Raw genomic sequence first — 24039 nt, 5'->3', positions numbered from 1 at the left:
CACCTCACATCATGTCTTCGATCTCCGCGGCGATCGGGTCGGCGTCGGTGCCGATGACGACCTGGATCGCGGAGCCCATCTTGACGACGCCGTGGGCGCCGGCGGCCTTCAGCGCGGCTTCGTCGACCAGGGCGGGGTCGGCCACCTCGGTGCGCAGGCGGGTGATGCAGCCCTCGACCTCTTCGATGTTGTCGATGCCGCCGAGCCCGGCGACGATCTTCTCAGCCTTGCTGGCCATGTCTTTCTCCCTGCGTTCAAGAGCCCTGAGCGCTACTCGGCCCACCTAGGTCTTTCGTCACCGTAACGCACGGTTGGCCCATCTTCGCGGGCGCATGACCGGCTTGTAACGAAGGATGACGATCACCAGCGCCTACCATATCGCAACTGGTCTACACCAGTCTCCCAGCGGGAGCACGAGGAGGACGCCGATGAGTTCCGCGAGTGCGGCCCCGCCGAGACCGAGCCGGTGGTCGGGCGTCTTCCAGGGGCTGCAGAAGATGGGGCGCAGCCTCCAGCTCCCGATCGCCGTACTGCCCGCCGCGGGCATCATCAACCGCCTGGGCCAGCCGGACGTGTTCGGCGCGGACGGCGCCGGCTGGACGGACGTCGCCAGGGTGATGGCGGGTGCGGGCGGGGCGCTGCTCGATGCCGACCTCGGCCTGCCGCTGCTGTTCTGCGTGGGCGTCGCGATCGGCATGGCCAAGAAGTCGGACGGCTCCACGGCGCTCGCCGCGGTGGTCGGCTTCCTGGTGTACCGGGGCGTGCTGCGCGCCTTCCCCCAGGACTGCCCGGCCGGCACCACGGATCTCAACGGCGGCTGCATGGGCGCGGACGACACCTTCGTGGCGTACACGTACGAGAACCCGGGCGTCTTCGGCGGCATCGTCATGGGACTGCTCGCGGCATGGTTCTGGCAGCGTTACCACCGGGTGAAGCTGGTGGACTGGCTGGGCTTCTTCAACGGCCGCCGGCTCGTCCCGATCATCATGTCGTTCGTCGGGATCGCCTTCGCCGTGGTGTGCCTGTGGATCTGGCCGCCGATCGGCGACGCCCTGGAGAGCTTCAGCGACTGGCTGGTGGGGCTCGGCGCCTGGGGCTCGGGCATCTTCGGCGTCGCCAACCGCGCGCTGCTGGTGATCGGCCTGCACCAGTTCCTGAACGTGCCCGTCTGGTTCCAGTTCGGCAGCTACACCAAGCCGGACGGCACGGTCGTCCACGGCGACATCACCATGTTCCTGGCGGGCGACCCGGAGGCCGGGCAGTTCACCACCGGCTTCTTCCCGATCATGATGTTCGCACTGCCCGCCGCCGCCCTGGCCATCACGCACTGCGCCAAGCCGCACCGCCGCAAGGAGACCGGCGGTCTGATGCTGTCGGTGGCGCTGACGTCCTTCGTCACCGGCATCACCGAGCCGATCGAGTACTCGTTCCTCTTCATCGCCCCGGTGCTGTACGCGATCCACGCGGTGCTGACCGGTGTGTCGATGGCGGTGACGTGGGCGTTCGGGGTGAAGGACGGTTTCAGTTTCTCGGCCGGTCTGATCGACTACGTCATCAACTGGGGCCTGGCGACGAAGCCGTGGCTGATCATTCCGATCGGGCTGGTCTTCGCGGTCCTCTACTACGCGATCTTCCGTTTCGCGATCACCAAGTTCGACCTGCCGACCCCCGGCCGGGAGCCGGAGGAGGCCGAGACGGACGTGACCAAGCCGTAGGGAGTGTTGCGCGGAGACGCGGAAGGGGCCCCGGACCTGCTCGGATCCGGGGCCTCTTCGGCGTTATCAAATCGCAAGTTCCTTATCTAACCCTCACCGTGCTAAAACAGGTCTACACCAGTTAGTGGTGTAGACCACGCGGCCTTCCGGTGCCGCGTTTTCCAAGACGCTGCCGTCCCCCTTTTCCCATGTCCCCGGGCGGCGCCTTGCCTACTGGAGGAAGCATGAGTACGGACACCGCCTCGGTGGCGCCGAGCAAGAAGTGGAGCTCGGGCCTGTTCCAGGGCCTGCAGAAGGTCGGCCGCAGCCTGCAGCTGCCGATCGCCGTGCTGCCCGCGGCCGGTCTGCTGCTCCGTTTCGGTCAGCCCGATGTGTTCGGCAAGGACGGACTGGGCTGGGACAAGGTCGCTTCCGTCTTCGCCACCGCCGGCGGCGCCGTCTTCGACAACCTGCCGATGCTCTTCTGCATCGGCGTGGCGATCGGGTTCGCCAAGAAGGCCGACGGCTCCACCGCGCTGGCCGCGCTGGTCGGCTTCCTGGTCTACAGCAACGTGCTCAAGGCCTTCCCGGTCGCCGAGGCGGTCATCAAGGCGGGCGAGGACACCCCGGCGAAGTACAACAACCCCGGTGTCCTGGGCGGCATCATCATGGGCCTGCTGGCCGCGGTGCTGTGGCAGAAGTTCCACCGCACGAAGCTGGTCGACTGGCTCGGCTTCTTCAACGGCCGCAGGCTCGTCCCGATCATCATGGCCTTCGTCGGCACCCTCATGGGCGTCGTCTTCGGTCTGGTCTGGGAACCGATCGGCAACGGCATCAGCTCCTTCGGCGAGTGGATGACGGGTCTCGGTGCGACGGGCGCCGGTCTGTTCGGCCTCATCAACCGCGCGCTGATCCCTGTCGGCATGCACCAGTTCGTGAACACCGTCTCCTGGTTCCAGATCGGTGACTTCACCAACGCCGCCGGCGAAGTGGTCCACGGTGACCTGAACCGCTTCTTCGCGGGCGACCCGAGCGCCGGTATGTTCATGTCCGGCTTCTTCCCGATCATGATGTTCGGCCTCCCGGCCGCCGCTCTCGCGATCGCGCACTCGGCCCGGCCGGAGCGCCGCAAGGCCGTGACCGGCATGATGGTCTCGCTGGCGCTCACCTCGTTCGTCACCGGCGTCACGGAGCCGATCGAGTTCTCCTTCATGTTCATCGCACCGCTCCTGTACGCGATCCACGCGGTCCTGACCGCCATCTCGATGGCCGTCACCTGGGCCTTCGGCGTCCACGCGGGCTTCACCTTCTCCGCCGGCCTGATCGACTACGGCCTCGGCTGGAACCTCGCGACCAAGCCCTGGATGATCGTGCCGATCGGCCTGGTGTTCGCGGCCGTCTACTACGTCGTCTTCCGCTTCGCGATCGTCAAGTTCAACCTGCCGACCCCGGGCCGGGAGTCCGACGAGGAGCTCGCCGAGCTCCAGAAGGCCGAAGCCAAGTAAGCGGCCCCACGCCGAAGGCCCCCGGAACCCATGGTTCCGGGGGCCTTCGCATGGGATCACACCTCGTACACCGCGCCCGCCCGGGCGAGCTCCGCCGGGCCGTCGTAGACGGCGCGCGCGTCCGCCAGGTTGCGCTCGCCGTCGGTCCACGGCGGGATGTGCGTCAGGACCAGCCGCCGCGCCCCGGCCCGGGCCGCGTGCGCGCCCGCCTCGCGGCCGTTCAGGTGGAGGCCCGGGATGTCCTCCTTGCCGTAGGTGAAGGACGCCTCGCACAGGAAGAGGTCCGTGCCGTCGGCGAGGGCGTCCAGCTCGTCGCACACGCCGGTGTCACCGGAGTACGTGATCGACTTCCCGCCGTGCTCGACGCGGATGCCGTACGCCTCGACCGGGTGGCACACCTTCTCCGTACGGACGTGGAAGGGGCCGAGGTCGAACGAGCCGGCCTTGAGCGCGTGGAAGTCGAACACCTCGCTCATCGACGTGTCGGACGGCGTGTCGGCGTACGCCGTCGTCAGGCGCTGCTCGGCGCCGTCGGGCGCGTACACCGGGATCGCGGGGCAGCGGCCGCCCTCGTGGCGGTAGTAGCGCGCGACGAAGTACCCGCACATGTCGATGCAGTGATCGGCGTGCAGATGGCTGAGGAAGATCGCGTCCAGGTCGTACAGACCGATGTGGCGCTGCAGCTCGCCCAGGGCACCGTTGCCCATGTCGAGGAGCAGCCGGAAGCCGTCGGCCTCGACGAGGTAGCTCGAGCAGGCCGATTCCGCGGACGGGAACGACCCGGAGCAGCCGACGACGGTGAGCTTCATGGAGCGAGAACCTCCGTGGACGGGAGCGGGGGACGCTGACGGGGGGAGGTCGTGCGGTTTACCGAGCGTAAGGCGCGGTGGCGCGGGTCGCTCCTTCGCAGTGCCCCGTTGTGGGGGAACTCACCTGTGCTGTCACCGGTTCGGGCGGAGCACCGTGCTTGTACCGTTCCGGCGTATGGACACGTCCTGGTGGCCGGCGCTCTGCGCCGTCGTGGTGCTCGCCCTGGTGGCGGCCGTGACCGACGGGCGGTTGCGCGGCCGCCGTCCGGGTGGCCGTACGCGCCCCCCGGCCCGTCCGCCGGGGCGGCCGACCGGTGTGCCGGCGCGGCGGCCGCGGCCGGGCGAGATCTGGTGGGCCGACGTGCCGTACGAGGACGGGCCGGGCTCCAAGGACCGCCCGTGCCTGGTCCTGGCGGTGCGGGACGGCGACGCGGCGCTCGTCGCCAAGATCACCAGCCGCTACCGGGAGGGCCGGCCGGGGCTGATCGCCCTGCGGCCCGGTGCGGTGGGTGACGCGCGGGGGCGGCCGAGCTTCCTGGAGACGGACGAGCTCCGCCACGTCCCGCTGGCACGGTTCCGCCGCCGCGTGGGCGAGGTGGACCCCCTGGTGTGGGACCGGGTGCGCCACTTGTCCGCCTAGAGGGTGCCGAACGAAAAACCCTGGGGCCCGCCCTTCCGGAAGGCAGGCCCCGGGGAGGTCCGCGGCGGTCGTGTCCGGCCGGTGGCGCCCGGCTCCCCGCGGCCGGGCGTCAGGCCCAGAGCTGGCCCTGGAGGGTGGCGATGGCCTCTTCGGTGGTGGCGGCCGTGTAGACGCCGGTCGAGAGGTACTTCCAGCCGCCGTCGGCCACGACGAACACGATGTCCGCGCTCTCGCCGGCCTTGACCGCCTTCTTCCCGACGCCGATCGCGGCGTGCAGCGCCGCGCCCGTCGAGACGCCCGCGAAGATGCCCTCCTGCTGGAGGAGTTCCCGGGTGCGGGTGACCGCGTCGGCGGAGCCGACCGAGAAGCGCGTGGTGAGGACGGAGGCGTCGTACAGCTCGGGGACGAAGCCCTCGTCGAGGTTCCGCAGTCCGTAGACGAGGTCGTCGTAGCGCGGCTCGGCGGCGACGATCCTCACGTCCGGCTTGTGCTCGCGCAGGTAGCGGCCGACGCCCATCAGCGTTCCGGTGGTCCCGAGCCCCGCCACGAAGTGGGTGAGGGACGGCAGGTCGGCCAGGATCTCCGGGCCGGTCGTCGCGTAGTGCGCGCCCGCGTTGCCGGGGTTGCCGTACTGGTAGAGCATCACCCAGTCGGGGTGCTCGGCGGCGAGTTCCTTGGCGACCCGCACGGCCGTGTTGGAGCCGCCGGCGGCCGGCGAGGAGATGATCTCGGCGCCCCACATCGCGAGCAGTTCACGCCGCTCATGCGAGGTGTTCTCGGGCATCACGCACACGATGCGGTAGCCCTTGAGCCTGGCCGCCATCGCGAGGGAGATGCCCGTGTTGCCGCTGGTGGGCTCCAGGATGGTGCAGCCGGGGGTGAGCCGGCCGTCCTTCTCGGCCTGCTCGATCATGTGCAGGGCCGGCCGGTCCTTGATCGAGCCGGTCGGGTTGCGGTCCTCCAGCTTGGCCCAGATGCGCACCTCGTCCGAAGGGGACAGGCGCGGCAACCGGACCAGCGGGGTGTTGCCGACCGCGGCGAGGGGGCTGTCGTAACGCATCGGCGCCGGTGCCGCTCAGCGCATGCCGCCGGCCACGGCCGGCAGGATCGTGACGTTGTCACCGTCGGACAGCTTGGTGTTGATGCCGTCGAGGAAGCGGACGTCCTCGTCGTTCAGATAGACGTTCACGAACCGGCGCAGCTCGCCGCCGTCGACGATGCGCTCCCGGATGCCCGCGTGCCGGGTCTCGAGGTCGGCGAAGAGGTCGGCGAGGGTCGCTCCGCTGCCCTCGACGGCCTTGGCGCCGTCGGTGTAGGTACGGAGGATGGTCGGGATGCGGACCTCGATGGCCATGGCGTGGGCTCCTGTCGGAAGGGCGGAGTGGGGCGGAGGCGGTGCGGGCCTGCCGCGTGCGCGCACGGACGGGCGCGGCGGGGTGCGGGTCGTGCGGGTGGTGCGCGGTCGGGCCGGTCAAGCGGCGGCGCAGCGCGGACACATGGCGCTGGCGAGGCGGCACAGGTCGACGTGCAGCCGCGCCACGAGCAGCACGGTGCCCGGCGTCTGTTCGCTCACGTCGAGGAAAACCATGCGGTCATCGTATCGATTCCCGGTCCGGGATCCGGAGTGTGATCTCGCATGACGGACGCTTTGCGCCCATCATGCGAGAAGGGCGCCTCAGTAGGCGTCGACGACCTCGACCTCTTCCTCGGTGATCTCGCCGTCGACGATCCGGTACGAGCGGAACTGGAAGGGGCCGGCCCCGTCGGTGTCCGCCGTGGAGACGAGCACGTAGTGCGCGCCGGGCTCGTTGGCGTAGGAGACGTCGGTGCGTGAGGGGTAGGCCTCGGTGGCGGTGTGCGAGTGGTAGATGACGACCGGCTCCTCGTCGCGGTCGTCCATCTCGCGGTAGAGCTTCAGCAGGTCGCCCGAGTCGAACTCGTAGAAGGTGGGCGAGCGGGCGGCGTTGAGCATCGGGATGAAGCGCTCGGGGCGGCCGGAGCCGGCCGGGCCCGCGACCACGCCGCAGGCCTCGTCCGGGTGGTCCTCGCGTGCGTGCGCGACGATCTGGTCGTAGAGGGCCCGTGTGATGGTCAGCATGGGCATCAGGATAAGCAGAGGGGCCCGTCCGTACCGAGGGTTGGTACGGACGGGCCCACATGCTGGACGGAGCCGGGGAGGCCGCCTGCGGTGCTACCGCTTGAAGGCGGCGTTCTCCGGGTTGCGCGCCTTGAGCACCAGGTAGGACACACCCAGGATCAGGGCCCACAGCGGGGCGCAGTACAGCGAGACCCGGGCCTCCGCGTCGACGCCCATCATCACGATGACGCCGAAGATGAACAGCAGGGCGAACCAGCTGGTGAAGGGGGCTCCCGGCGCCTTGAACGAGGACTGCGGCAGCTCTCCGCGGTCGGCCCTGGCCCGGTAGCGGATCTGCGAGACCAGGATCATGATCCAGGCCCACATGCCGGAGATGGTGGCGAACGAGACGACCTTCTCGAAGGCGTCGCCGGGCCACTGGTAGTTGATCCACACGCCGACGAGCATCAGGGCGGCCGAGAAGGTGGTGCCGATCAGCGGTGTGCCGGACTTCGTCAGCCGGGTGAAGAGCGCCGGGCCCTGCCCGTTGAGGGCGAGGTCGCGCAGCATCCGGCCGGTGGAGTACATGCCCGAGTTGCAGGAGGACAGGGCGGCGGTCAGCACCACGAAGTTCACGATCGCGGCGCCGACGCCGAGGCCCATCTGCTCGAAAGCGGCGACGAACGGCGAGACGCCCGGCTGGAAGTGCGTCCAGGGCACGACCGACAGGATCATGATCAGCGCGCCGACGTAGAAGACGGCGATGCGCCACGGCACGGTGTTGATGGCCTTGGGCAGGGTCTTCTCGGGGTCCTTGGACTCACCGGCGGTGACGCCGACGAGCTCGACGGCGAGGAAGGCGAACATCACGATCTGCAGGGTCATGACGGTGCCGCCGATGCCCTTGGGGAAGAAGCCGCCGTCGGCCCACAGGTGGGTCACGGACGCGGTGTCACCGGCGTCGGAGAAGCCGAGGGTGAGGATGCCGGCGCAGATCAGGATCATGCCGATGATGGCGGTCACCTTGACCATCGAGAACCAGAACTCCAGCTCGCCGAAGAGCTTCACGGAGATCAGGTTCGCGCCGTACAGGACGATCGTGAAGACGAGGGCGGAGATCCACTGCGGGATGTCCCACCAGTACGTCATGTACGTGGCGGCCGCGGTGACCTCGGTGATGCCGGTGACCACCCAGAAGAGCCAGTAGGTCCAGCCGGTGACGAAGCCGGCGAAGGGTCCGACGAACTCGCGGGCGTACTCCGAGAAGGAGCCGGAGACCGGGCGGTACATGAGCAGCTCGCCCAGGGCCCGCATGATGAAGAAGATGACGAGGCCGGCGATGGCGTACGCCAGGATGAGGCTGGGGCCGGCCTTGGAGATGGCCTTGCCCGCGCCGAGGAAGAGCCCGGTGCCGATGGCTCCGCCGATCGCGATCATCTGGATCTGGCGGGCGCCGAGGCCCCGCTGGTAGCCCTCGCCGCCGTCGGCCGCGGCCTTGCCGGACGCGTCGTCGTGCTGGTCGACCTGCACTGAGGTCATGGTTCTGATGCGCCTTTCTCCACGCTGATCCCCCCGGATATGGATGGAGTGCCACCGGCGGTCTGCCGGCCCAAGCGCACCCGGGGACATGGGTGGCGTTCCCGGGCGATCGTGAAGATTTACCACGGTCGCACCCCTGATCGAGACGGAGGAAAGCAGGCAAAAAGCCCCTCTTCCGGCCAAAGAGGGGCTTCCTGGTAATCCGATCGTTATGCGGATCCGAGCGTCCGCTGAGCGAACGTGATCGCGACGGCGGGTCCGGCGGCGGTCAGGGCATCAGCGTCTCGACGAGCGTCTCCTGCAGCGCCCCCAGCCAGAGGTACGCCATCACCATCGGCTTGCGCGGGTCGGAGTCCGGCAGCCGGTACAGGTCATCGTTCTCGTCCTCGTCGCTGACCTCCAGCCGGGTGCCGATGGTCAGCCGCAGGTCGTTCAGCGCGCCGAGCCAGTGGCGGGAGTCGTCGGCGGACAGCTCCAGGACCGCGCCGCCCTCGCCCGCCGCGCCGAGCGCGTCGAGGCTCCGTACGACGGCGAGGGCGTCCTCGCGCTTGCGGGCGCGCAGGTCGTTCTCGGTGTAGCGGCGGAACTCGGCGGACGCCGCCCGCAGCTCCTCGTCGTCGTCCGCGTACGCGTTCGGGAAGAGCCGGGCCAGCGCCGGGTCGGCCGGCGGCTCGCTCGGGCCGTCGCGGAAGAGCGCGGCCAGCGGGTCCTCGCCCTGGGCCGGCTGGTCGCCGGGGCCGATCAGCTCCAGCATCTGCACGGCCAGGGAGCGGAGGATGGAGACCTCGACCTCGTCCAGGGGGACGGCCGCGCCGCCGCCGGGCAGCGCCTCGAAGTGCCCGCTCATCAGCCGCGGTCCTGGGAGAGCGTCGCCCACAGCCCGTACCCGTGCATCGCCTGCACGTCTCGCTCCATCTCCTCGCGGGTGCCGCTGGACACCACGGCCCGGCCCTTGTGGTGCACGTCGAGCATCAGCTTGTGCGCCTTGTCCTTGGAGTAGCCGAAGTACGCCTGGAAGACGTACGTCACATAGCTCATGAGGTTGACCGGGTCATTGTGGACGATCGTCACCCAGGGCACGTCGGGTTCGGTGACGGCGAACGACTCTTCGGCCGATTCGGGGCGTTCGATCTCAGTGGGAGCAACACTCACCCAGCCAATGCTGCCACTGGGGGTGGGGGGTCGCACAAACCGGCCGGGCAAACGGCGTTCGGGGAAATCGTCACTCTGACGAGTATTGGGGGTAGCATCGTCGTATGAACGCTGCGGATCTTGGGCTGCCGGTGGACGTGCCGTCTACCGCGCTCTTCACCGACCAGTACGAGCTGACCATGCTGCAGGCGGCCCTGCGGGGCGGGACCGCCGACCGGCGCTCGGTCTTCGAGGTCTTCACCCGGCGCCTGCCGGAGGGCCGCCGCTACGGCGTGGTGGCCGGCACCGGCCGTGTCCTGGACGCCGTGGAGAACTTCCGCTTCGACGCGGGCGTCCTCGGGTTCCTGCGCGAGCACGGCATCGTCGACGAGCCGACCCTCGCCTGGCTGGCGGAGTACCGCTTCGGCGGGGACATCTGGGGCTACCCCGAGGGCGAGGTCTACTTCCCCGGTTCGCCCATCCTGCGCGTCGAGGGCTCCTTCGCCGAGTGCGTGCTGCTGGAGACGGTGATCCTGTCGATCCTCAACCACGACTCGGCCATCGCGGCGGCCGCCTCGCGGATGTCCTCGGCGGCCGGCGGCCGGCGGCTGATCGAGATGGGCGCGCGCCGCACGCACGAGCTGTCCGCGGTCGCCTCGGCCCGCGCCGCGTACGTCGGCGGCTTCGACTCCACCTCCGACCTGGCGGCCGGCTTCCGCTACGGCATCCCGACCGTGGGCACGTCCGCGCACGCCTTCACGCTGCTGCACGACACCGAGCGGGACGCCTTCCGCGCCCAGGTGGACTCCCTGGGCCGCGGGACGACGCTGCTGGTCGACACGTACGACGTCGCCGAGGCGGTGCGCACCGCCGTGGAGGTGGCCGGGCCCGAGCTGGGCGCGGTGCGCATCGACTCCGGCGACCTGCTGCTGGTCGCCCACCGGGTGCGCCAGCAGCTGGACGAGCTGGGCGCGCGCGACACGCGGATCATCGTCACCTCCGACCTGGACGAGTACGCCATCGCGTCGCTGGCGGCGGCGCCCGTGGACGCGTACGGCGTGGGAACGCAGCTGGTCACCGGCAGCGGCCACCCCACCGGCTCCATGGTCTACAAGCTCGTCGCACGCGCCGAGTCCGCGGACCCGCGGGCCCCGCTGCAGCCGGTGGCGAAGAAGTCGCTGGGCGGCAAGATGTCGATCGGCGGCCGCAAGTGGGCCGCGCGGCGGCAGGGCGCGGACGGGACCGCCGAGGCGGAGGTCGTCGGCACGGGCCCGGTGCCGGCGGAGCTCGCCGGCCGGCAGCTGCTGGTCGAGCTGGTCAAGGGCGGCGGGATCGTGGGCCGCGAACCGCTGGACGCGGCGCGCGAGCGGCACATCGCGGCGCGCGCGGGGCTGCCGATGTCGGCCACGCAGCTCTCGCGCGGCGAGCCGGTCATCCCGACCGAGTACCTCTGACCGCCGGGGCGGGGCGGTCCGCCGGGCCCCCTCCCGCCGGGCGGGCGAAGTCTCTAGGCTCGGTGGCATCCCCGCATCAGGACCGGCGATGACCGCCGGTCGCTCCCCCACCACCGAAGGACACCCGCCATGCACCGCGCATTGATCGTCGTGGACGTTCAGAACGACTTCTGCGAGGGCGGCAGCCTCGCGGTGGCGGGGGGCGCGGACGTCGCCGCCGCCATCACCGACCTGATCGGCGAGTCCGCCGGCGCGGTGTACCGGCACGTCGTGGCCACCCGGGACCACCACGTCGACCCGGGCGGCCACTTCTCCGAGACCCCCGACTACGCGAGCTCCTGGCCGCGGCACTGCGTGGCCGGCACGGAGGGCGTGGGCTTCCACCCGAACTTCGCCCCCGCGGTCGCCTCGGGTGCGATCGACGCCGTCTTCGACAAGGGCGCGTACAAGGCGGCGTACAGCGGCTTCGAGGGCGCGGACGAGAACGGCGTCCCGCTCGCGCGGTGGCTGCGCGAGCGGGAGGTGAGCGAGGTCGACGTGGTGGGCATCGCCACGGACCACTGCGTGCGCGCCACGGCCCTGGACGCGGCCCGGGAGGGCTTCCGGACCCAGGTGCTGCTGGACCTGACGGCGGGCGTCTCCGCGCAGACCACGCAGCGCGCCCTGGACGAGCTGCGCGGGGCGGGCGTCGAGCTGACCGGCAAGCCGGTCGTCTGACCGGCCGGACCCGCCGCGGAGACCGGTCTCAGACGCCGCGTGGGGCTCCCCAGACGCGTGACTGCGGCAGCAGGGCCCGGATGGGGTGCCAGAGCTCCGTGGCGGCCTGCGGGGAGGCCCGCCACAGCAGTCCGTCCGGGTGGTGGAGGACCGCGGTGATCTCGTCGGGCGTCGGCGGGTGGGTGTTGCCCCGCAGGTAGACGGCGCGCAGGCCCAGGTTCCGCAGCCGGGTCAGGGCGCGGGCGCGGTTGGCCGCGTGGACCAGGATCCGGACCGTCGAGCCGTCGCCGACCGGGCTGGGCAGGCCGATCGCGACCACGACGTTGCCGCCGGGCAATTTGGTGAAGCCTCCACCGGGCATGCTGAACCACTCCCCCGTGAGATGGTGTGTCAATAGGAACGGGCCCCCACGCACCTAAACAGAATCGGCCGCCGCCCGCTAGAGGGCGACGGCCGATCATGCTCTGACCTGCGACGACAGGGTTTACTTCGTCGACGGGCCGACCTGGACCGTGATCGTGCGGCCGTTCTTCGGCTGCTTCACGATCGAGATCTTGGTGTTGGTGTCAGTTACCTTGACGCCCGCGCGCGCGGTCTCCTCGTACCAGTAGACGCCCTTGCGGTCGTCGAAGACCGGGACACCGGACTGGCTCTTGATCCGCAGCGGCACGTCGGCCTTGTGCAGCGTGAAGCTGTCCGTCCGGTACCGGCTGAAGGGCGAGTCGAAGGCCTGGATCCGGTTGCGCAGCAGCGTGCCGTCGGTCCACTTCATGGGCTTGGCGTGGGCGTCGATCGGCAGGATCAGGCCCTCGCCCGGGTGGACGGCGGTGTTGTTGTCCTTCTGGGAGGTGTCCCACTGCCAGATCAGCAGACCGGTCTGGTAGGGGTAGTGCTCCACCCAGCTGTCCTTCGGCGCGGCGAAGCCGAAGTTGTACGGGCCGACCTTCAGCGTGCCGTCGTACGAGACGTACTGCCGGTTCTCGGCGATGTAGTACTGCTCGTACTCGTTGGTGAAGGATTCGCCGATCCGGGAGAAGCCCTTCGCGGTCCAGCCGTTGTCACCGTTCTCGGCGTTGTCCGAGAAGACCGGGGCGCCGTCCGCCGTCACCGCGATGGCGTCGGCCGTGAAGCCCTTGCCGCCCGCGCCGCCGTCCGTCTGGTAGCGGAAGCGGAGGTCGATCTTCTTGCCCGCGTACGCGTCGAGCGGGAAGGCCAGCTTCTGCCAGGAGCCGGAGACGTCCGTCAGCGCCGGGGCGCCGCTCGCGTCCGCCGGGATGGCCTTGCCGTTCGCCGTGCCGGCGAGGGCGGTCCACTGCTTGCCGCCGTCGGTCGACACCTCGGTGTAGAGGTAGTCGTAGTCCTTCTCGATGTCCCACCAGGCGTCGAGCGTCAGCTCGGCCTTGGTCCTGCCCGTGAGGTCGACCGAGCGGGTGAGGGTGTTCTTGAGGTCGTCACCCATGTCGCTCCACCACTGCGTGGCGCCCTCGGCGGGCTTCACGACCGGGGTGGTGACCTTCTTCTTCGGCAGCTCGACGACGAGGGCCTGCGGGTTCTTGGTGTTGTACTCCGAGACGCCCAGCGTGTGCTTCGACTTGGTCGCCGCCTTGGCCTTCTCGTAGTTCAGCCAGCCGAGCTGCAGCTTGTCCCACGACGTCATGTCGCCGGGCATGTCGCCGATCTCGTTCTTGCCGAGGCCGAGCCAGGAGCCGGACGACATCAGGGACCAGAAGCCGGTCGAGTTCTCGGCGCCCGCCTTGCCGGAGGTGTCGTACAGGTCCGGCAGGCCGAGGTCGTGGCCGTACTCGTGGGCGAAGACGCCGAGGCCGCCGTTCTCCGGCTGCATGGTGTAGTCGCCGACCCAGATGCCGGTGGTGCCGATCTGGGTGCCGCCGGCCTTGTTGTTGGCCGGGCCGGTCTTGCCGGCGTCGGTGCCGTACGCGTACCAGCGGTGGGCCCACAGCGCGTCGGAGCCCTGGGCGCCGCCGCCCGCGGACTCGTCCTCACCGGCGTGGACGATCTGGAAGTGGTCGATGTAGCCGTCGGCCTCGTTGAAGTTGCCGTCGGCGTCGAAGTCGTAGCGGTCCCACTGGTCGTACTGGGCCAGCTGCGCCTTGATCTCGGCGTCGGTCTTGCCGGCCGCCTTCTGCTGCGCGGTCCACGCGGTCACACCGTCGCGGACGGCGTCCCACACGTTGGCGCAGTTGCTGTTGCCGCAGTAGTTCGAGCCGTAGCGGGCCTCGTTGTACTCGACCTTGACCCAGTCGGAGACGGCACCGTCGACCGAGTAGCGGCCCGACGAGGTGCGCTCGTAGTAGGTCTTGAGCGAGTGCTTCTGCTGACCGGTCTTCTTGTCCTTGCCCGTACCGAAGTACAGGTCCTGGAAGTGCTGCCGGTTGTAGTCCTTCTGCCAGGCCGTCGAGTTGTCCTTCGAGCGGTCCGGCTCGGCTATCTGGTTGTGCAGCGGGCCGGGCGTGCCGCCGAACTTCGGCTTCGGCTCGGTGGTGTCGTCGTCCGCACGGTCGACCAGCGTCGTGTTGTCGACCTTGTCGCCGAACTCGACCAGGATGGTGAAGATCTTGTCCGTCTTCTCACGGCCCAGCTCGACGTACTTCCTGTCGTCGAGCTTGACGACCTTGGAGGCACCCCTGCGCTCCACCGTGAGGTCGCCGGCCAGCACCTGCTCCAGCGCGGCCTCGCGCGCCTGAGCCTGCTGCTTGCTGAACGGGCCGTCGAGGTCGTGGTCGACCTTCGCGGCGTGGTCGTGCCCCGGGGCCCCGTGGGCCTCGTGAGCGCCGGGCGCCGGGTCGTGGCGCTCGATGCCGTCGGTGGGGCGGTTGTCTGCCTGGGCCGTGGTGAGGGCCGAGGCGGTCGCGGCGGTGGCGGCCAGGGCCACGATCACCGCGGACGCTCTGAACGCGCGTCGTCTGCTGGTCACTTAATGTCCTCCCCGCGCCCGCGATCCGCGGATGGGGGGTCGAAGTGTTATCCGCGTGCGGAGTCGCGCCATAAGTGACGACATTCGACCGGATGAACGAGAGAAAAGACAGATCTTGACTTGGACAGACCAAGCCACTATGCGCCACGCGTGATCCGCATTCCGGACGAACCGAGCGGCCGCCACCGGGAGTTCCGGTGGCGGCCGCCCGGCGGGAGCAGACGCAGGTCAGCAGGGCCTCACGGTACCGAAGGACCCACCTCCACGGTGAGGGTGGCGCCGCTCCGCGGCTGAGCGACGATCGCGATCCGGGTGTTCGTGTCGGCGGTGCGCACCCCGGCGTACCGGTTCTCCGCGGACCAGTACACGCCCTTGTGGTCGTCGAAGACCGGATTGCCCTTCCGCGGCTGGATGTAGAGGGGTACGTCCTGCTTGTGCAGGGTGAACCCGGGGGTGGGGAAACGGCTGAAGGCCGCGTCGTACGGTGTGATCTTGTTGGACATCGCCGTGCCGTCCGTCCACCGCATCGGCTCCGGGTGGGCGTCCACCGGCAGCAGCAGCCCCTGCCCCGGGTGCTCGGTGACGTTGTTGTTGCGCTGCGAGGTGTCCCACTGCCAGATCAGCAGACCCGGACCGTAGGCGTAGTGCTCGACCCAGTTCTCCTTCGGCCTGCCGAAGCCGAAGTTGTACGGCCCGACCCGCAGGGTCCGGTCGTAGGAGACGTACTGCCGGTTCTCGGCCAGGTAGAACTGCGGGAAGACCCCGGTGACCGTCCCGCCCACCCGCGCGAAGCCGCGCGCGCTCCACGGGCCGTCGGCGCTCTCGGCCCCGTCCGCGACGAGCGTCACCCCGTCCGCCGTGACGGAGATGCCGTCCGCCGCGAAGCCCATCCCGGACACGCCGCCGTCCGTGCGGTAGCGGAAGCGGATGCCGATCTGCCGCCCGGCGTACGCGTCGAGGGGGTAGACCAGCTTGCGGTACTCCCCGGACACACCGGTCAGCGCCGGCTTGTCGCCGCCGTCGCGCGGGATCGGCCGGCCGTCCGCCGTGCCGTCGATGGTCCGCCAGCTGGCACCGCCGTCCGTCGACACCTGTGTGTACAGGTAGTCGTAGTCCTTCTCGATGTCCCACCAGCCGTCGAGGGTCAGCGCCGCCCGGGTCCGGCCGGTCAGGTCGACCGGGCGGGCGAGGGTGAGCGTGTGGGACAGGTTGTCGCCGTGGTCGCTCCACCACTGGCGCAGGCCCTCGGCCGGTCTCACCACGGTGGTGGTGACGGTCTTCTCCGGCAGCTCCACCACCAGCGCCTGCGGCCGGCGGGTGTTGTACGCCGAGACGCCCAGCGTGTGCGTGGACGCGGTCGCCGCCTCGGCCCGCTCGTAGCTCAGCCAGCCGAGCTGGAGCTTGTCCCAGGCGGTCATGTCCCCCGGCAGGTCCCCGATCGACTCCTTGCCGGTGCCCAGCCAGGACCCGGACGACATCAGCGACCAGAAGCCGACCGAGTTCTCCACGCCCGGCACGTTGTTGGTGTCGTACAGGTCCGGCAGGCCCAGGTCGTGCGCGTACTCGTGGGCGAAGACACCCAGGCCGCCGTTCTCCGGCTGCATGGTGTAGTCGCCGACCCAGACGCCGGTGCCGCCGACCGGCACCCCGCCCGCCTTGAACCCCGCCGGGCCCCGGTCGCCGTCGTCCCTGCTGTACGCGTAACCGCGGTGCGCCCACAGCGCGTCCGGGCCCTGGGCGCCGCCGCCCGCCGAGCCGTCCTCGCCGGCGTGCACGATCTGGAAGTGGTCGATGTAGCCGTCCGGCTCCTCGAAGACCCCGTCGTTGTCGTGGTCGGTCCGGTCCCACGCGTCGAACCGCGCCACCTGCTCCGCGAGCTGGGCGTCGGTGCGGCCCGCGGCCTTCTGTCCGGCCACCCAGGCGGCCACCCCGTCGCGGACCAGGTCCTCCACGTTGGGGCAGTTGTTGTTGCCGCAGTAGTTGGAGCCGTAGCGGGCCTCGTTGTACTCCACCTTCACCCAGTCCGAGACCTCGCCCTCCACGGAGTAGCGGCCCGACGACGTCCGTTCGTAGTACGTCTTGAGCGACTCGACGCCGTCGCCCTCGCCGAAGTAGAGGGTGCGGAAGTGCTCGCGGTCGTAGTCCGGGCGCCAGTCGGTCGAGTTGTCCTTCGTACGGTCCGGTCGCGGGATCCGGTTGTGCAGCGGGCCCGGCGTACCGCCGTACTTCACGACCGCCGGCGCGGGGCCGTCCGGCCCGTCCGGGTCGTACATCGTGGAGTCGTCCACCCTGTCGCCGAACTCCACCAGGATCGTGAAGATCCGGTCGGTGCGCTCACGGCCCAGCTCGACGTACTTGCGGTCGCCGAGCCTGACCACCCGCGAGCCGCCGCGCCGCTCCAACTTGGCGCGCCCGGCGAGGAGTTGCTCCAGCGCGGCCTGGCGCTGCTGCCGCTGCCGGGCGCTGTAGGGGCCGTCGATGACGTGCCCGTCGTGCCTGCCCTCGGCGGTGCCGTGGGCGGCGTCGTCGTGGGCGCCCCCCGCCACGGCGGCGGCGGGTGGTCCGGTGCCGGGCGGGGGCTGCGGCGCCGGGGCCGCCGCCAGCGTCAGCAGCACGGCGGCTGCGCTCAACGCGCGCGTCCTGTGGGTCACTTGCTGCGGTCCTCCCCTGTGCGAAGTGGATCCCGACGGTGTTTCGCGTCAGCGGGCGCCCCGTTCCGGCCAATCGGCATAGGCCGTGATGCTGTGCGCCCCCCATGCACCGGTACCGTGGGTTAGGTCACGCTTACTACCGGTTCCTCTCGGGAATCCACCGTCGTAGAGTCGTTGGATAGTGCGACCGAGTTGCGAGTCACTCCTACCGATGCATTGAGGACGGTTCCGTCATGCCGCGTCCGACTGCCGCACAGCTCGCCTACGGTTCGGCCACCGTCGTCTTCTCGACCGTCGCCCTGCTGCTGCTCTCCCGCACCACCACCGGGCTCGGTGTCGCGCTCGTCGGAGTGGTCTCGCTGCTGCTCGGTGTCCTGGTCACGCTGGGCATGCCGGCGCCCCGGAGGGCCCGGGCGGCCGCCGCGGCCGGCGCCGACGGGGCCCCGGGCCGGCCGGCCCCGCGGGTGCCGCGCCCGCGTGCTCACGCCGAGGAGCACTCACTGCGTCGTTGAGACGACGACCGTCCTGGCCGCCTTGTCGTGCAGACCCTGCTTGTACGGCTTGTCGAGCAGGATGAGGACCAGCAGCAGCAGCGGCCACAGACAGGCGCAGCAGATCAGCGCGGGCAGCCACAGCACCATCGCCCGCGTCAGCGCGGCGTTCGTGTTCGGCACGCTGCCGTCGTTGAGCATCGCGACCCGCAGGCCCATCAGCTGCTTGCCGAACGTCTGGCCGTTGCGCTTCGCCGTCATGATGGTGTCGTAGGCGACGTACGCCACGATCGAGATGAGCTGCAGGACCCACTGACCGCCGTCCCCTCGCCACACGTCCGCGACGTCGCCGTCCTCGGCCACCCTGTCGTAGATGCGGAACGGCAGCCCGATGAGCGCGAGCGGCACGAAGATGATGAACCAGTCGATGATCCGGGCCAGGACGCGCTTGCCCGAGTCGGCGAGCGGCGGCATCCCGGCGAGCGGGTCCGCGCCGCCGTACCCGTAGGGGCCACCGGGGCCACCGGGTCCTCCGGGGCCGTAGGGGCCGCCTCCGCCCCCGCCGTACGGGCCGCCCCCGCCGTAGGGGTCCGAGGCGCCTCCGCCGTACGGGTTGCCGGGCCCGGGCCCGCCACCGCCCGGTGGAGGCGGAGGGGGCGCCGGTGGCTCCTCCGGTCTCTTGCGGAAGGGGTCGTCCTCGGGGGGCGGGCCGGCGGGCGGCGGTTCGTTGCTCATGTGGGCAGTGCAACCCGCCCGCCGGGGCCCCGCAACGGATCGCCCGCCGTTCGGGCTAGCCCCACCCCTTCGGGTCAGCTGCCGGCCGGTCAGCTGCCGGCGACGAAGGTGTGCGCGGCCTTGTCGTGCCAGCACTGGCGCCAGGGGCGGTCGATCAGCGCCCACAGCACATTGACGACACCGACCACGAGGATGCCCAGCACGCTGTAGACCAGCCAGCGGCGCAGCGCGGCACCGAACGCCGGGGGTTCGTGCGACTCGATGTCCCGCACCTCCAGACCGCACAGCTTCTTGCCGAGGGTGCGCCCCCACTTGGCGGTCGGCACCGCGTCGTACAGCACACCGAGCACCAGCAGGGCGGCGAGGGCGATGCCGAAGTACGTCGACGTGGTGCCGTCCACCAGCCAGACGGTGACCGTCTCGCCCGACTGCTTGGCCTGCTGGATCTTGCCGTCGATGTGGTCGAGGGCCTTGCTGACGAACGGCACGGCGACCGCGCCGACGGCCGCCCCGAGGACCACCGTGTCGATCAGCCGGGCCGCGAGCCGCTTGCCGAGCGCGGCCGGGCGGGCGGCCGCCTGGGCCTGGGCCGCCTGCAGGAACGGGTCGTTCACCGGGGGCTTCCACGGTACGACCGGCTGGTCGGGCTGGTCCGGCCGGGCGAGCTGGTGCACCTGCTGCGCCCAGGAGGCGGCCCCGCCGCCGGGCCCCTGGGCGAGGGGCGTCGCGGGAGCGGCAGCAGGCGCCGGGACCGGCGAAGGAGCGGGGGCCGGCGAAGGAGCGGGGGCCGGGTGGGGCGCGACCGCCGGAGCCGCGGCGGGCGCGGGGGCCGCCGGCGCGTGCGTCTGCTGCTGGGCCGGGACCTGCGGGGCGCGCGGCCCCTCCGCGCCCAGGGCGCGGATCGTCATGGTGCCCTCGGCCGGCGGGGCCTCCTGGCCCCCGGGGCCGGGCTGCGGCGCCGGCTTCTGCGCGCGGATCGTGACCGTGCCGTCGGTGCGGGGCTGCACCTGCCGTACGCCCGGGAGCGCGCCGCCCGTCGGGTCCGTGCCCGCGGCGGGCACCCGTGGATCGGCCGGCGGCAGCGGGGCCGCCCCCTGGGCGCTCTCCGCGCCCCAGGACACCCGGCGGTCGCGGTCGCCGCCGAAGCCGGTCTGGCGCGAGGCGTCGGCCTGCCAGACGGACGCGGGCTCCTGCCGGGCCGCCGCTTCCGCCGCGGCCTCCTCCTCGTCGAAGAAGACCGGGCCGGTCTCCTCCACGGACGGGGCGGGCGCCGGAGCGGGCGCGGCCGAGGCGGGCGGTACCGGCGCCGCCTCGCCGTCCTTGGGCGCGGGGCGGCTCGTGCCGGGCACCCAGGCGGCACCGTTCCAGTACCGGATGTACCCGGGGATGGACGGGTCGGGGTAGTAGCCGGGCGTGGGGCTGCCGTCGCCGGTTGCCGGGGTTGGGGCGCTCATCACCGTGGTCCCGTATCTCCTCGAGGCCTCAATTCAAGGCACCACATCTATCAGACCGCCGCGGGCCCACGGACCGGTCCGGCCGCAACCACCCCCTTCCGGTCACGGACGTGGTACGGAAAGTGATGAGAACTTCTTGCCGCACGTCGCGTAATGACGGGAGGGGAAGCGCCTCTCCACCTGTGCGGGGTCGCTCCAGGACCCCGTACCGGACCACCCGGAGAACCGGACATGGAGAGAAGGAGCAGGCCCATGGAGCACACCGCCGTCGAGCGCGAACTGGAACTCACCCTGGTGCTGTCGCCGGAGCGCAGCATTCCGGTGCCGGCCCGGCTGACGTACCGCACGGACGACCCGTACGCCGTGCACATCACCTTCCACGTCGGTTCCGAGCACCCCGTGAACTGGACCTTCGCCCGCGAGTTGCTGGTGGAGGGGGTCTTCCGGCCCTGCGGCCACGGCGACGTGCGGATCTGGCCCACGACGCTCGACGGGCGCGGCGTCGTCCTGATGGCGCTGTCGTCGCCCGACGGGGACGCCCTGCTGGAGGTCCCGGCCGTCGCGGTGTCCGCCTGGCTGGAGCGGACGCTGCGCGTGGTGCCGCCGGGTGCGGAGTCGGAGCAGCTCGGCCTGGACGACGAGCTGGCCGAGCTGCTGGCGTGAGGAGGCCGGGTCAGTCCGTCACGTACGTGTGCGTGATGAATTCGATCGAGTGGCCGTCGGGGTCCTCGATGTACACGCCACGGCCCCGGTGGAGGTGGTTGATCCGCTGGGGCTCGTGGTGGTGGGGATCGGCCCAGTACGGCAGCTCGCGCTCGGTGATCCGGGCGAAGATCTCGTCGAACTCCTCCTCGGAGACCAGGAAGGCGAGGTGCTGCGGGACGATCCGGGGCGCGTCGTCGTCGAGGTAGTCGAGGGTGACGCCGCCGTCCAGCGGGACGCTGGCGAACGGCCCGAAGGGCTTCGGCTCGGGGGCGTCGAGCAGTTCGGTGAGGAAGCGGGCGCCGGTGAAGCGGTCGCGGCTGCGGACGATGGTGTGGTCGAGGCGTGCGGGCACGGCTGTTCTCCTTGTCCTCGTCTGTCCGTGTTCCTGTCCCTCCACGCTAGGCCGCGCTTCCCTCCCGGAACCATCGGACATCGGCCCTAGATCCGTGGTCGCAGGCGGGCGGCGGGAGTTCAGAAGAGCTTGCCGGGGTTGAGGATGCCGAGCGGGTCGAAGGTCCGCTTGATGCCGCACTGCAACTCCAGGCCCACGGGCCCCAGTTCCCGGGCCAGCCACTCCTTCTTCAGGACGCCGACGCCGTGTTCGCCCGTGATCGTGCCGCCGAGTTCCAGGCCGAGCGCCATGATGTCGTCGAACGAGGCGCGGGCGCGCCGCGCTTCGTCGGGGTCGGCCTGGTCGAAGCAGACGACGGGATGGGTGTTGCCGTCGCCGGCGTGGGCGCAGACCCCGATGGTCAGGCCGTACGCGGCGGCGATCGCGGCCGTGCCGTCGAGCATCTCGGCCAGCCGGCTGCGCGGGACGCACACGTCGTCGATCATCGTCGCGGTGGAGACGGTCTCCAGGGCGGTGAGCGACAGCCGCCGGGCCTGGAGCAGCAGATCGGACTCGGCCGCGTCCTCGGCGGGGACCACCTGCGTCGCGCCCGCCGCCGTGCACAGCTCGCCGACCGCCGCGAGGTCGGCGGCCGGGTCGGGGGTGTCGAACGCCGCGAGCAGCAGCGCCTCGGTGGAGTCGGGCAGGCCCATCCCGGCCAGCCGGTTGACCGCCCGGATCGTCGTACGGTCCATCAGCTCCAGCAGCGACGGCGTGCGGCCGCTCTCCATGACGGCGCAGACGGCCGCGCAGGCGGCGGTTGCGGACGGGAACTCGGCGGCGAGCGCGAGCTGCCGCGGCGGACGCGGGCGGAGCGCCAGCACGGCGCGCACGACGACGCCGAGGCTGCCCTCGGAGCCGACGAAGAGACGGGTCAGGTCGTAGCCGGCGACGCCTTTGGCGGTGCGGCGGCCGGTGCTGAGCAGCCGGCCGTCGGCGAGGACGACGTCCAGGCCGAGCACGTACTCCGCGGTCACGCCGTACTTGACGCAGCACAGGCCGCCGGAGGCGGTGCCGATGTTCCCGCCGATGGTGCACGTCTCCCAGCTGGAGGGGTCGGGCGGGTAGTACAGGCCGGCCGCCTCGACCCGCCGGGAGAGGGCGGCGTTGACGACGCCGGGCTCCACGACGGCGATCCGGTCGACCGGGTTGATCTCCAGGATCCGGTCCATCCTGGTGAGCGACAGCACGATGCAGCCGTCGTCGGCGTTGGCCGCGCCGGACAGGCCGGTGCGGGCGCCCTGCGGGACGACGGGCACGCGCAGCGCGGTGGCGGTGCGCATGACGTGCTGGACCTGCTCGACGGTGCGGGGCAGGACCACCACGGCGGGGGTGCCCGCCCGGCAGAAGCTCGCCATGTCGCGGGCGTAGGAGACGGTGACGTCCGGATCGGTGAGCACCGCTTCCGCCGGGAGCCCGGCCCGGAGGCGTGTCAGGAGGTCGTCCATGATCCCAGCCTGGCATCCGGGGCCATCGGTGTGAACCCGTCCGCCGGTGCGGTTGGCGTGCGCGGGGGTCCGGTCGTACTGGCGCACAGTGGGCCGCATGAAGTGGCGTACGAAGAGCCGTGCGGACCGCGCGGAGCGCACCATCCGTACGAGGCGTACGAAGGCGGAGCGGGTCACGCACACGGTGCTGCTCGCTGGCGCGGTCGCGGTGGTGGCCGGCGCGGTGCTGGTGTACGTCCCGGGCGTCCCCGGCGTCCCGGACGCCCTGCGGGGAGGGAGCGCGGCGCCGCCCGCGCCCGGCCCGGCGGCGCGGGCGCAGGAGGCGGTGCGGACCGGCACCCAGGCGTCGCTGCCCGAGCTGACCGCGCTCATCGGCGACCGCGAGCGCTGGCTGCGGGACCATCCGCACGACGACGCCTCGTGGGCGGTGCTGGGCACGGCGTACGTGGAGCGGGCCGCGCGGGACGGCGACACGGGCGCGTACGTACGGGCCGAGAAGGCGCTGCGGCGGTCCCTCGCCGTGCGCGCGGCCGCCCGGGGGAACATCGACGCGCAGCTCGGGATGGCCGCCCTGGCCGGGGCGCGGGGCGACTTCGCCCGGGCGAAGCGGTGGGGCGAAGCGGTACGGCAGCGCGAGCCGCGGCGCTGGCAGGCGCACGCGCTGCTCGTCGACGCCTACCGGGGGCTCGGCGAGTACGAGGCCGCCGACAAGGCCGTGGAGGGGCTGCGCGCGCTGAACAAGGGCGTGCCGGCGCTGTCGCGGGCGTCGCGCGCCTACCGCGACAAGGGCTGGCGCGAGGACGCCGCGGCGCTCGCCTCCGACGCGGTGGCGCTCGCCGCGACCCCGGCCGAGCGGGCGGCCTGCCTCCAGCACCTCGGCGACCTGGCGTGGGAGCGCGGCGAGCCGGCGGAGGCGCTCGCCCACTACGCGCCGGCGCTGCGCCTGGTACCGGGCCATGTGCCGTCGCTGGCCGGCCGGGCGCGGGCGCTCGCGGCGCTGGGGCGGGTGGACGACGCGCTGCGGGACTACGCGGCGGTCCTGGCGGAGCGGCCGCTGCCGCAGTACGCGCTGGAGGCGGGCGAGCTGTACGAGTCGCGGGGGCTGGACGGTGACGCGCACGCCCAGTACCGGAAGCTGCGCGAGAGTGCGGCGGAGGCGCTGGCGCACGGGGTGAACGCGACGCTGGTGCTGGCCCGGTACGAGACGGACCACGGCGATCCGGCGACGGCGGTGAAGTGGCTGACCGCGGAGTGGGAGCGGGGACACCGGTCCGTGGACGTGGCGGACGCGCTGGGGTGGGCGCTGTTCCGGGCGGGCAAGAGGGAGGAGGCCCTGGAGTTCGCCGAGCTGGCGACGGACCAGGGGCTGCGCAGTGCGCTGTTCGCGTACCACCGCGGCGAGATCGAGCGGGCGCTCGGGCGGTACGGGCCGGCGCGGCGGCACCTGACGCAGGCGCTGCGCACGAACCCCGCGTTCTCGCCGCTGCTGGCGCCTCAGGCGCGGCGGGCGCTGGCCGTGCTGGGCGAGCCGCCGGCGGGCGGGCCGGCGGATGTGCACGGCTCCGCCGCGCAGCCGGCGCGGCCCGCGGCGGGCGCTCCGGCAGCCCCGTCGGGGGCGCGTCCGTCCCGCTGAGGCGGTGCGCCGCCGGTACCCGTCGGCGCG

General features: G+C 71.5%; 24 protein-coding genes. 8 read left to right on the top strand and 16 right to left on the bottom strand.

The window, feature by feature from the left end:
* Positions 1-4: 4 nt before the first annotated feature.
* A complete protein-coding gene (locus tag ACIA79_RS27975) occupies positions 5-238 on the bottom strand; it encodes a glucose PTS transporter subunit EIIB (RefSeq protein ID WP_031076305.1) in 234 nt (77 codons plus the stop codon).
* Positions 239-428: 190 nt separating this feature from the next.
* On the opposite strand from ACIA79_RS27975, the gene ACIA79_RS27970 reads away from it, so the two are divergent.
* Both ACIA79_RS27970 and ACIA79_RS27965 read left to right on the top strand, forming a co-directional pair.
* A complete protein-coding gene (locus tag ACIA79_RS27970) occupies positions 429-1715 on the top strand; it encodes a PTS transporter subunit EIIC (RefSeq protein ID WP_399431125.1) in 1287 nt (428 codons plus the stop codon).
* Positions 1716-1939: 224 nt separating this feature from the next.
* Positions 1940-3199: a PTS transporter subunit EIIC gene (locus ACIA79_RS27965; RefSeq protein ID WP_399431124.1), complete on the top strand. Its 1260-nt coding sequence runs from the start codon at positions 1940-1942 to the stop codon at positions 3197-3199.
* A 56-nt stretch (positions 3200-3255) separates the two neighbouring features.
* On the opposite strand, the gene ACIA79_RS27960 is transcribed toward ACIA79_RS27965, so the two are convergent.
* Positions 3256-4008: an MBL fold metallo-hydrolase gene (locus ACIA79_RS27960; RefSeq protein ID WP_399431123.1), complete on the bottom strand. Its 753-nt coding sequence runs from the start codon at positions 4006-4008 to the stop codon at positions 3256-3258.
* A gap of 175 nt (positions 4009-4183) precedes the next feature.
* Here ACIA79_RS27960 and ACIA79_RS27955 point away from each other — a divergent pair, with 175 nt between their 5' ends.
* Positions 4184-4648, top strand: coding sequence for a type II toxin-antitoxin system PemK/MazF family toxin (locus tag ACIA79_RS27955; protein ID WP_399431122.1), 465 nt, complete (start codon positions 4184-4186; stop codon positions 4646-4648).
* A 109-nt stretch (positions 4649-4757) separates the two neighbouring features.
* Here the strand turns inward: ACIA79_RS27955 and ACIA79_RS27950 are convergent, their stop codons facing one another.
* From ACIA79_RS27950 to clpS, 7 genes are all read right to left on the bottom strand, one after another.
* Complete coding sequence (locus ACIA79_RS27950) at positions 4758-5708, bottom strand: PLP-dependent cysteine synthase family protein (RefSeq protein ID WP_399431121.1); 951 nt, start codon at positions 5706-5708, stop codon at positions 4758-4760.
* Positions 5709-5723: 15 nt separating this feature from the next.
* Entirely contained in the window at positions 5724-6002 is a 279-nt protein-coding gene (locus ACIA79_RS27945; protein WP_399431119.1) for a MoaD/ThiS family protein, read from the bottom strand.
* 117 nt (positions 6003-6119) lie between these two features.
* Positions 6120-6236: a putative leader peptide gene (locus tag ACIA79_RS27940; protein WP_338015559.1), complete on the bottom strand. Its 117-nt coding sequence runs from the start codon at positions 6234-6236 to the stop codon at positions 6120-6122.
* Positions 6237-6323: 87 nt separating this feature from the next.
* Positions 6324-6746 carry a Mov34/MPN/PAD-1 family protein gene (locus ACIA79_RS27935; RefSeq protein ID WP_073750661.1) on the bottom strand — a complete coding sequence of 141 codons (423 nt, stop codon included), beginning with the start codon at positions 6744-6746 and terminating at the stop codon, positions 6324-6326.
* 93 nt (positions 6747-6839) lie between these two features.
* Positions 6840-8264, bottom strand: coding sequence for an amino acid permease (locus ACIA79_RS27930; protein ID WP_399431117.1), 1425 nt, complete (start codon positions 8262-8264; stop codon positions 6840-6842).
* A gap of 268 nt (positions 8265-8532) precedes the next feature.
* Entirely contained in the window at positions 8533-9111 is a 579-nt protein-coding gene (locus tag ACIA79_RS27925; RefSeq protein ID WP_399431116.1) for a DUF2017 domain-containing protein, read from the bottom strand.
* The gene (gene clpS, locus ACIA79_RS27920; protein WP_399431193.1) at positions 9111-9425 is read right to left on the bottom strand and encodes an ATP-dependent Clp protease adapter ClpS; all 315 of its coding nucleotides are present in this window, start codon (positions 9423-9425) and stop codon (positions 9111-9113) included. The genes ACIA79_RS27925 and clpS overlap by 1 nt, the downstream gene beginning before the upstream one ends.
* A gap of 95 nt (positions 9426-9520) precedes the next feature.
* On the opposite strand from clpS, the gene ACIA79_RS27915 reads away from it, so the two are divergent.
* Positions 9521-10849, top strand: a complete 1329-nt coding sequence (locus tag ACIA79_RS27915) for a nicotinate phosphoribosyltransferase (protein ID WP_399431115.1) — start codon at positions 9521-9523, stop codon at positions 10847-10849.
* Positions 10850-10978: 129 nt separating this feature from the next.
* Positions 10979-11566, top strand: coding sequence for an isochorismatase family protein (locus tag ACIA79_RS27910; RefSeq protein ID WP_399431114.1), 588 nt, complete (start codon positions 10979-10981; stop codon positions 11564-11566).
* A 28-nt stretch (positions 11567-11594) separates the two neighbouring features.
* Here the strand turns inward: ACIA79_RS27910 and ACIA79_RS27905 are convergent, their stop codons facing one another.
* The 3 genes from ACIA79_RS27905 to ACIA79_RS27895 form a co-directional block, all read right to left on the bottom strand.
* The gene (locus ACIA79_RS27905) at positions 11595-11927 is read right to left on the bottom strand and encodes a hypothetical protein (protein WP_399431113.1); all 333 of its coding nucleotides are present in this window, start codon (positions 11925-11927) and stop codon (positions 11595-11597) included.
* A gap of 123 nt (positions 11928-12050) precedes the next feature.
* Positions 12051-14501: an immune inhibitor A domain-containing protein gene (locus ACIA79_RS27900; protein ID WP_399431112.1), complete on the bottom strand. Its 2451-nt coding sequence runs from the start codon at positions 14499-14501 to the stop codon at positions 12051-12053.
* 239 nt (positions 14502-14740) lie between these two features.
* The gene (locus tag ACIA79_RS27895; protein WP_399431111.1) at positions 14741-17152 is read right to left on the bottom strand and encodes an immune inhibitor A domain-containing protein; all 2412 of its coding nucleotides are present in this window, start codon (positions 17150-17152) and stop codon (positions 14741-14743) included.
* Positions 17153-17385: 233 nt separating this feature from the next.
* Between ACIA79_RS27895 and ACIA79_RS27890 the strand changes: the two genes are divergently transcribed.
* Entirely contained in the window at positions 17386-17664 is a 279-nt protein-coding gene (locus tag ACIA79_RS27890; RefSeq protein WP_399431110.1) for a hypothetical protein, read from the top strand.
* Here ACIA79_RS27890 and ACIA79_RS27885 read toward each other — a convergent pair.
* Entirely contained in the window at positions 17650-18378 is a 729-nt protein-coding gene (locus ACIA79_RS27885) for an RDD family protein (protein ID WP_399431109.1), read from the bottom strand. The genes ACIA79_RS27890 and ACIA79_RS27885 overlap by 15 nt on opposite strands.
* Positions 18379-18467: 89 nt before the next feature.
* Complete coding sequence (locus ACIA79_RS27880; RefSeq protein WP_399431108.1) at positions 18468-19832, bottom strand: RDD family protein; 1365 nt, start codon at positions 19830-19832, stop codon at positions 18468-18470.
* A gap of 252 nt (positions 19833-20084) precedes the next feature.
* Here ACIA79_RS27880 and ACIA79_RS27875 point away from each other — a divergent pair, with 252 nt between their 5' ends.
* Entirely contained in the window at positions 20085-20495 is a 411-nt protein-coding gene (locus tag ACIA79_RS27875) for an SsgA family sporulation/cell division regulator (RefSeq protein WP_399431107.1), read from the top strand.
* Between the two features lie 10 nt (positions 20496-20505).
* On the opposite strand, the gene ACIA79_RS27870 is transcribed toward ACIA79_RS27875, so the two are convergent.
* Both ACIA79_RS27870 and ACIA79_RS27865 read right to left on the bottom strand, forming a co-directional pair.
* A complete protein-coding gene (locus ACIA79_RS27870) occupies positions 20506-20889 on the bottom strand; it encodes a VOC family protein (RefSeq protein WP_399431106.1) in 384 nt (127 codons plus the stop codon).
* Between the two features lie 119 nt (positions 20890-21008).
* Positions 21009-22376, bottom strand: coding sequence for an FAD-binding oxidoreductase (locus tag ACIA79_RS27865; protein WP_399431105.1), 1368 nt, complete (start codon positions 22374-22376; stop codon positions 21009-21011).
* 97 nt (positions 22377-22473) lie between these two features.
* Between ACIA79_RS27865 and ACIA79_RS27860 the strand changes: the two genes are divergently transcribed.
* The gene (locus tag ACIA79_RS27860; protein WP_399431104.1) at positions 22474-24009 is read left to right on the top strand and encodes a tetratricopeptide repeat protein; all 1536 of its coding nucleotides are present in this window, start codon (positions 22474-22476) and stop codon (positions 24007-24009) included.
* Positions 24010-24039 lie beyond the last annotated feature (30 nt).

The organism is Streptomyces sp. NPDC051310 (assembly GCF_044455245.1).
GTDB lineage: Bacteria > Actinomycetota > Actinomycetes > Streptomycetales > Streptomycetaceae > Streptomyces.
This window is presented reverse-complemented; position numbering and strand designations above follow the sequence as displayed.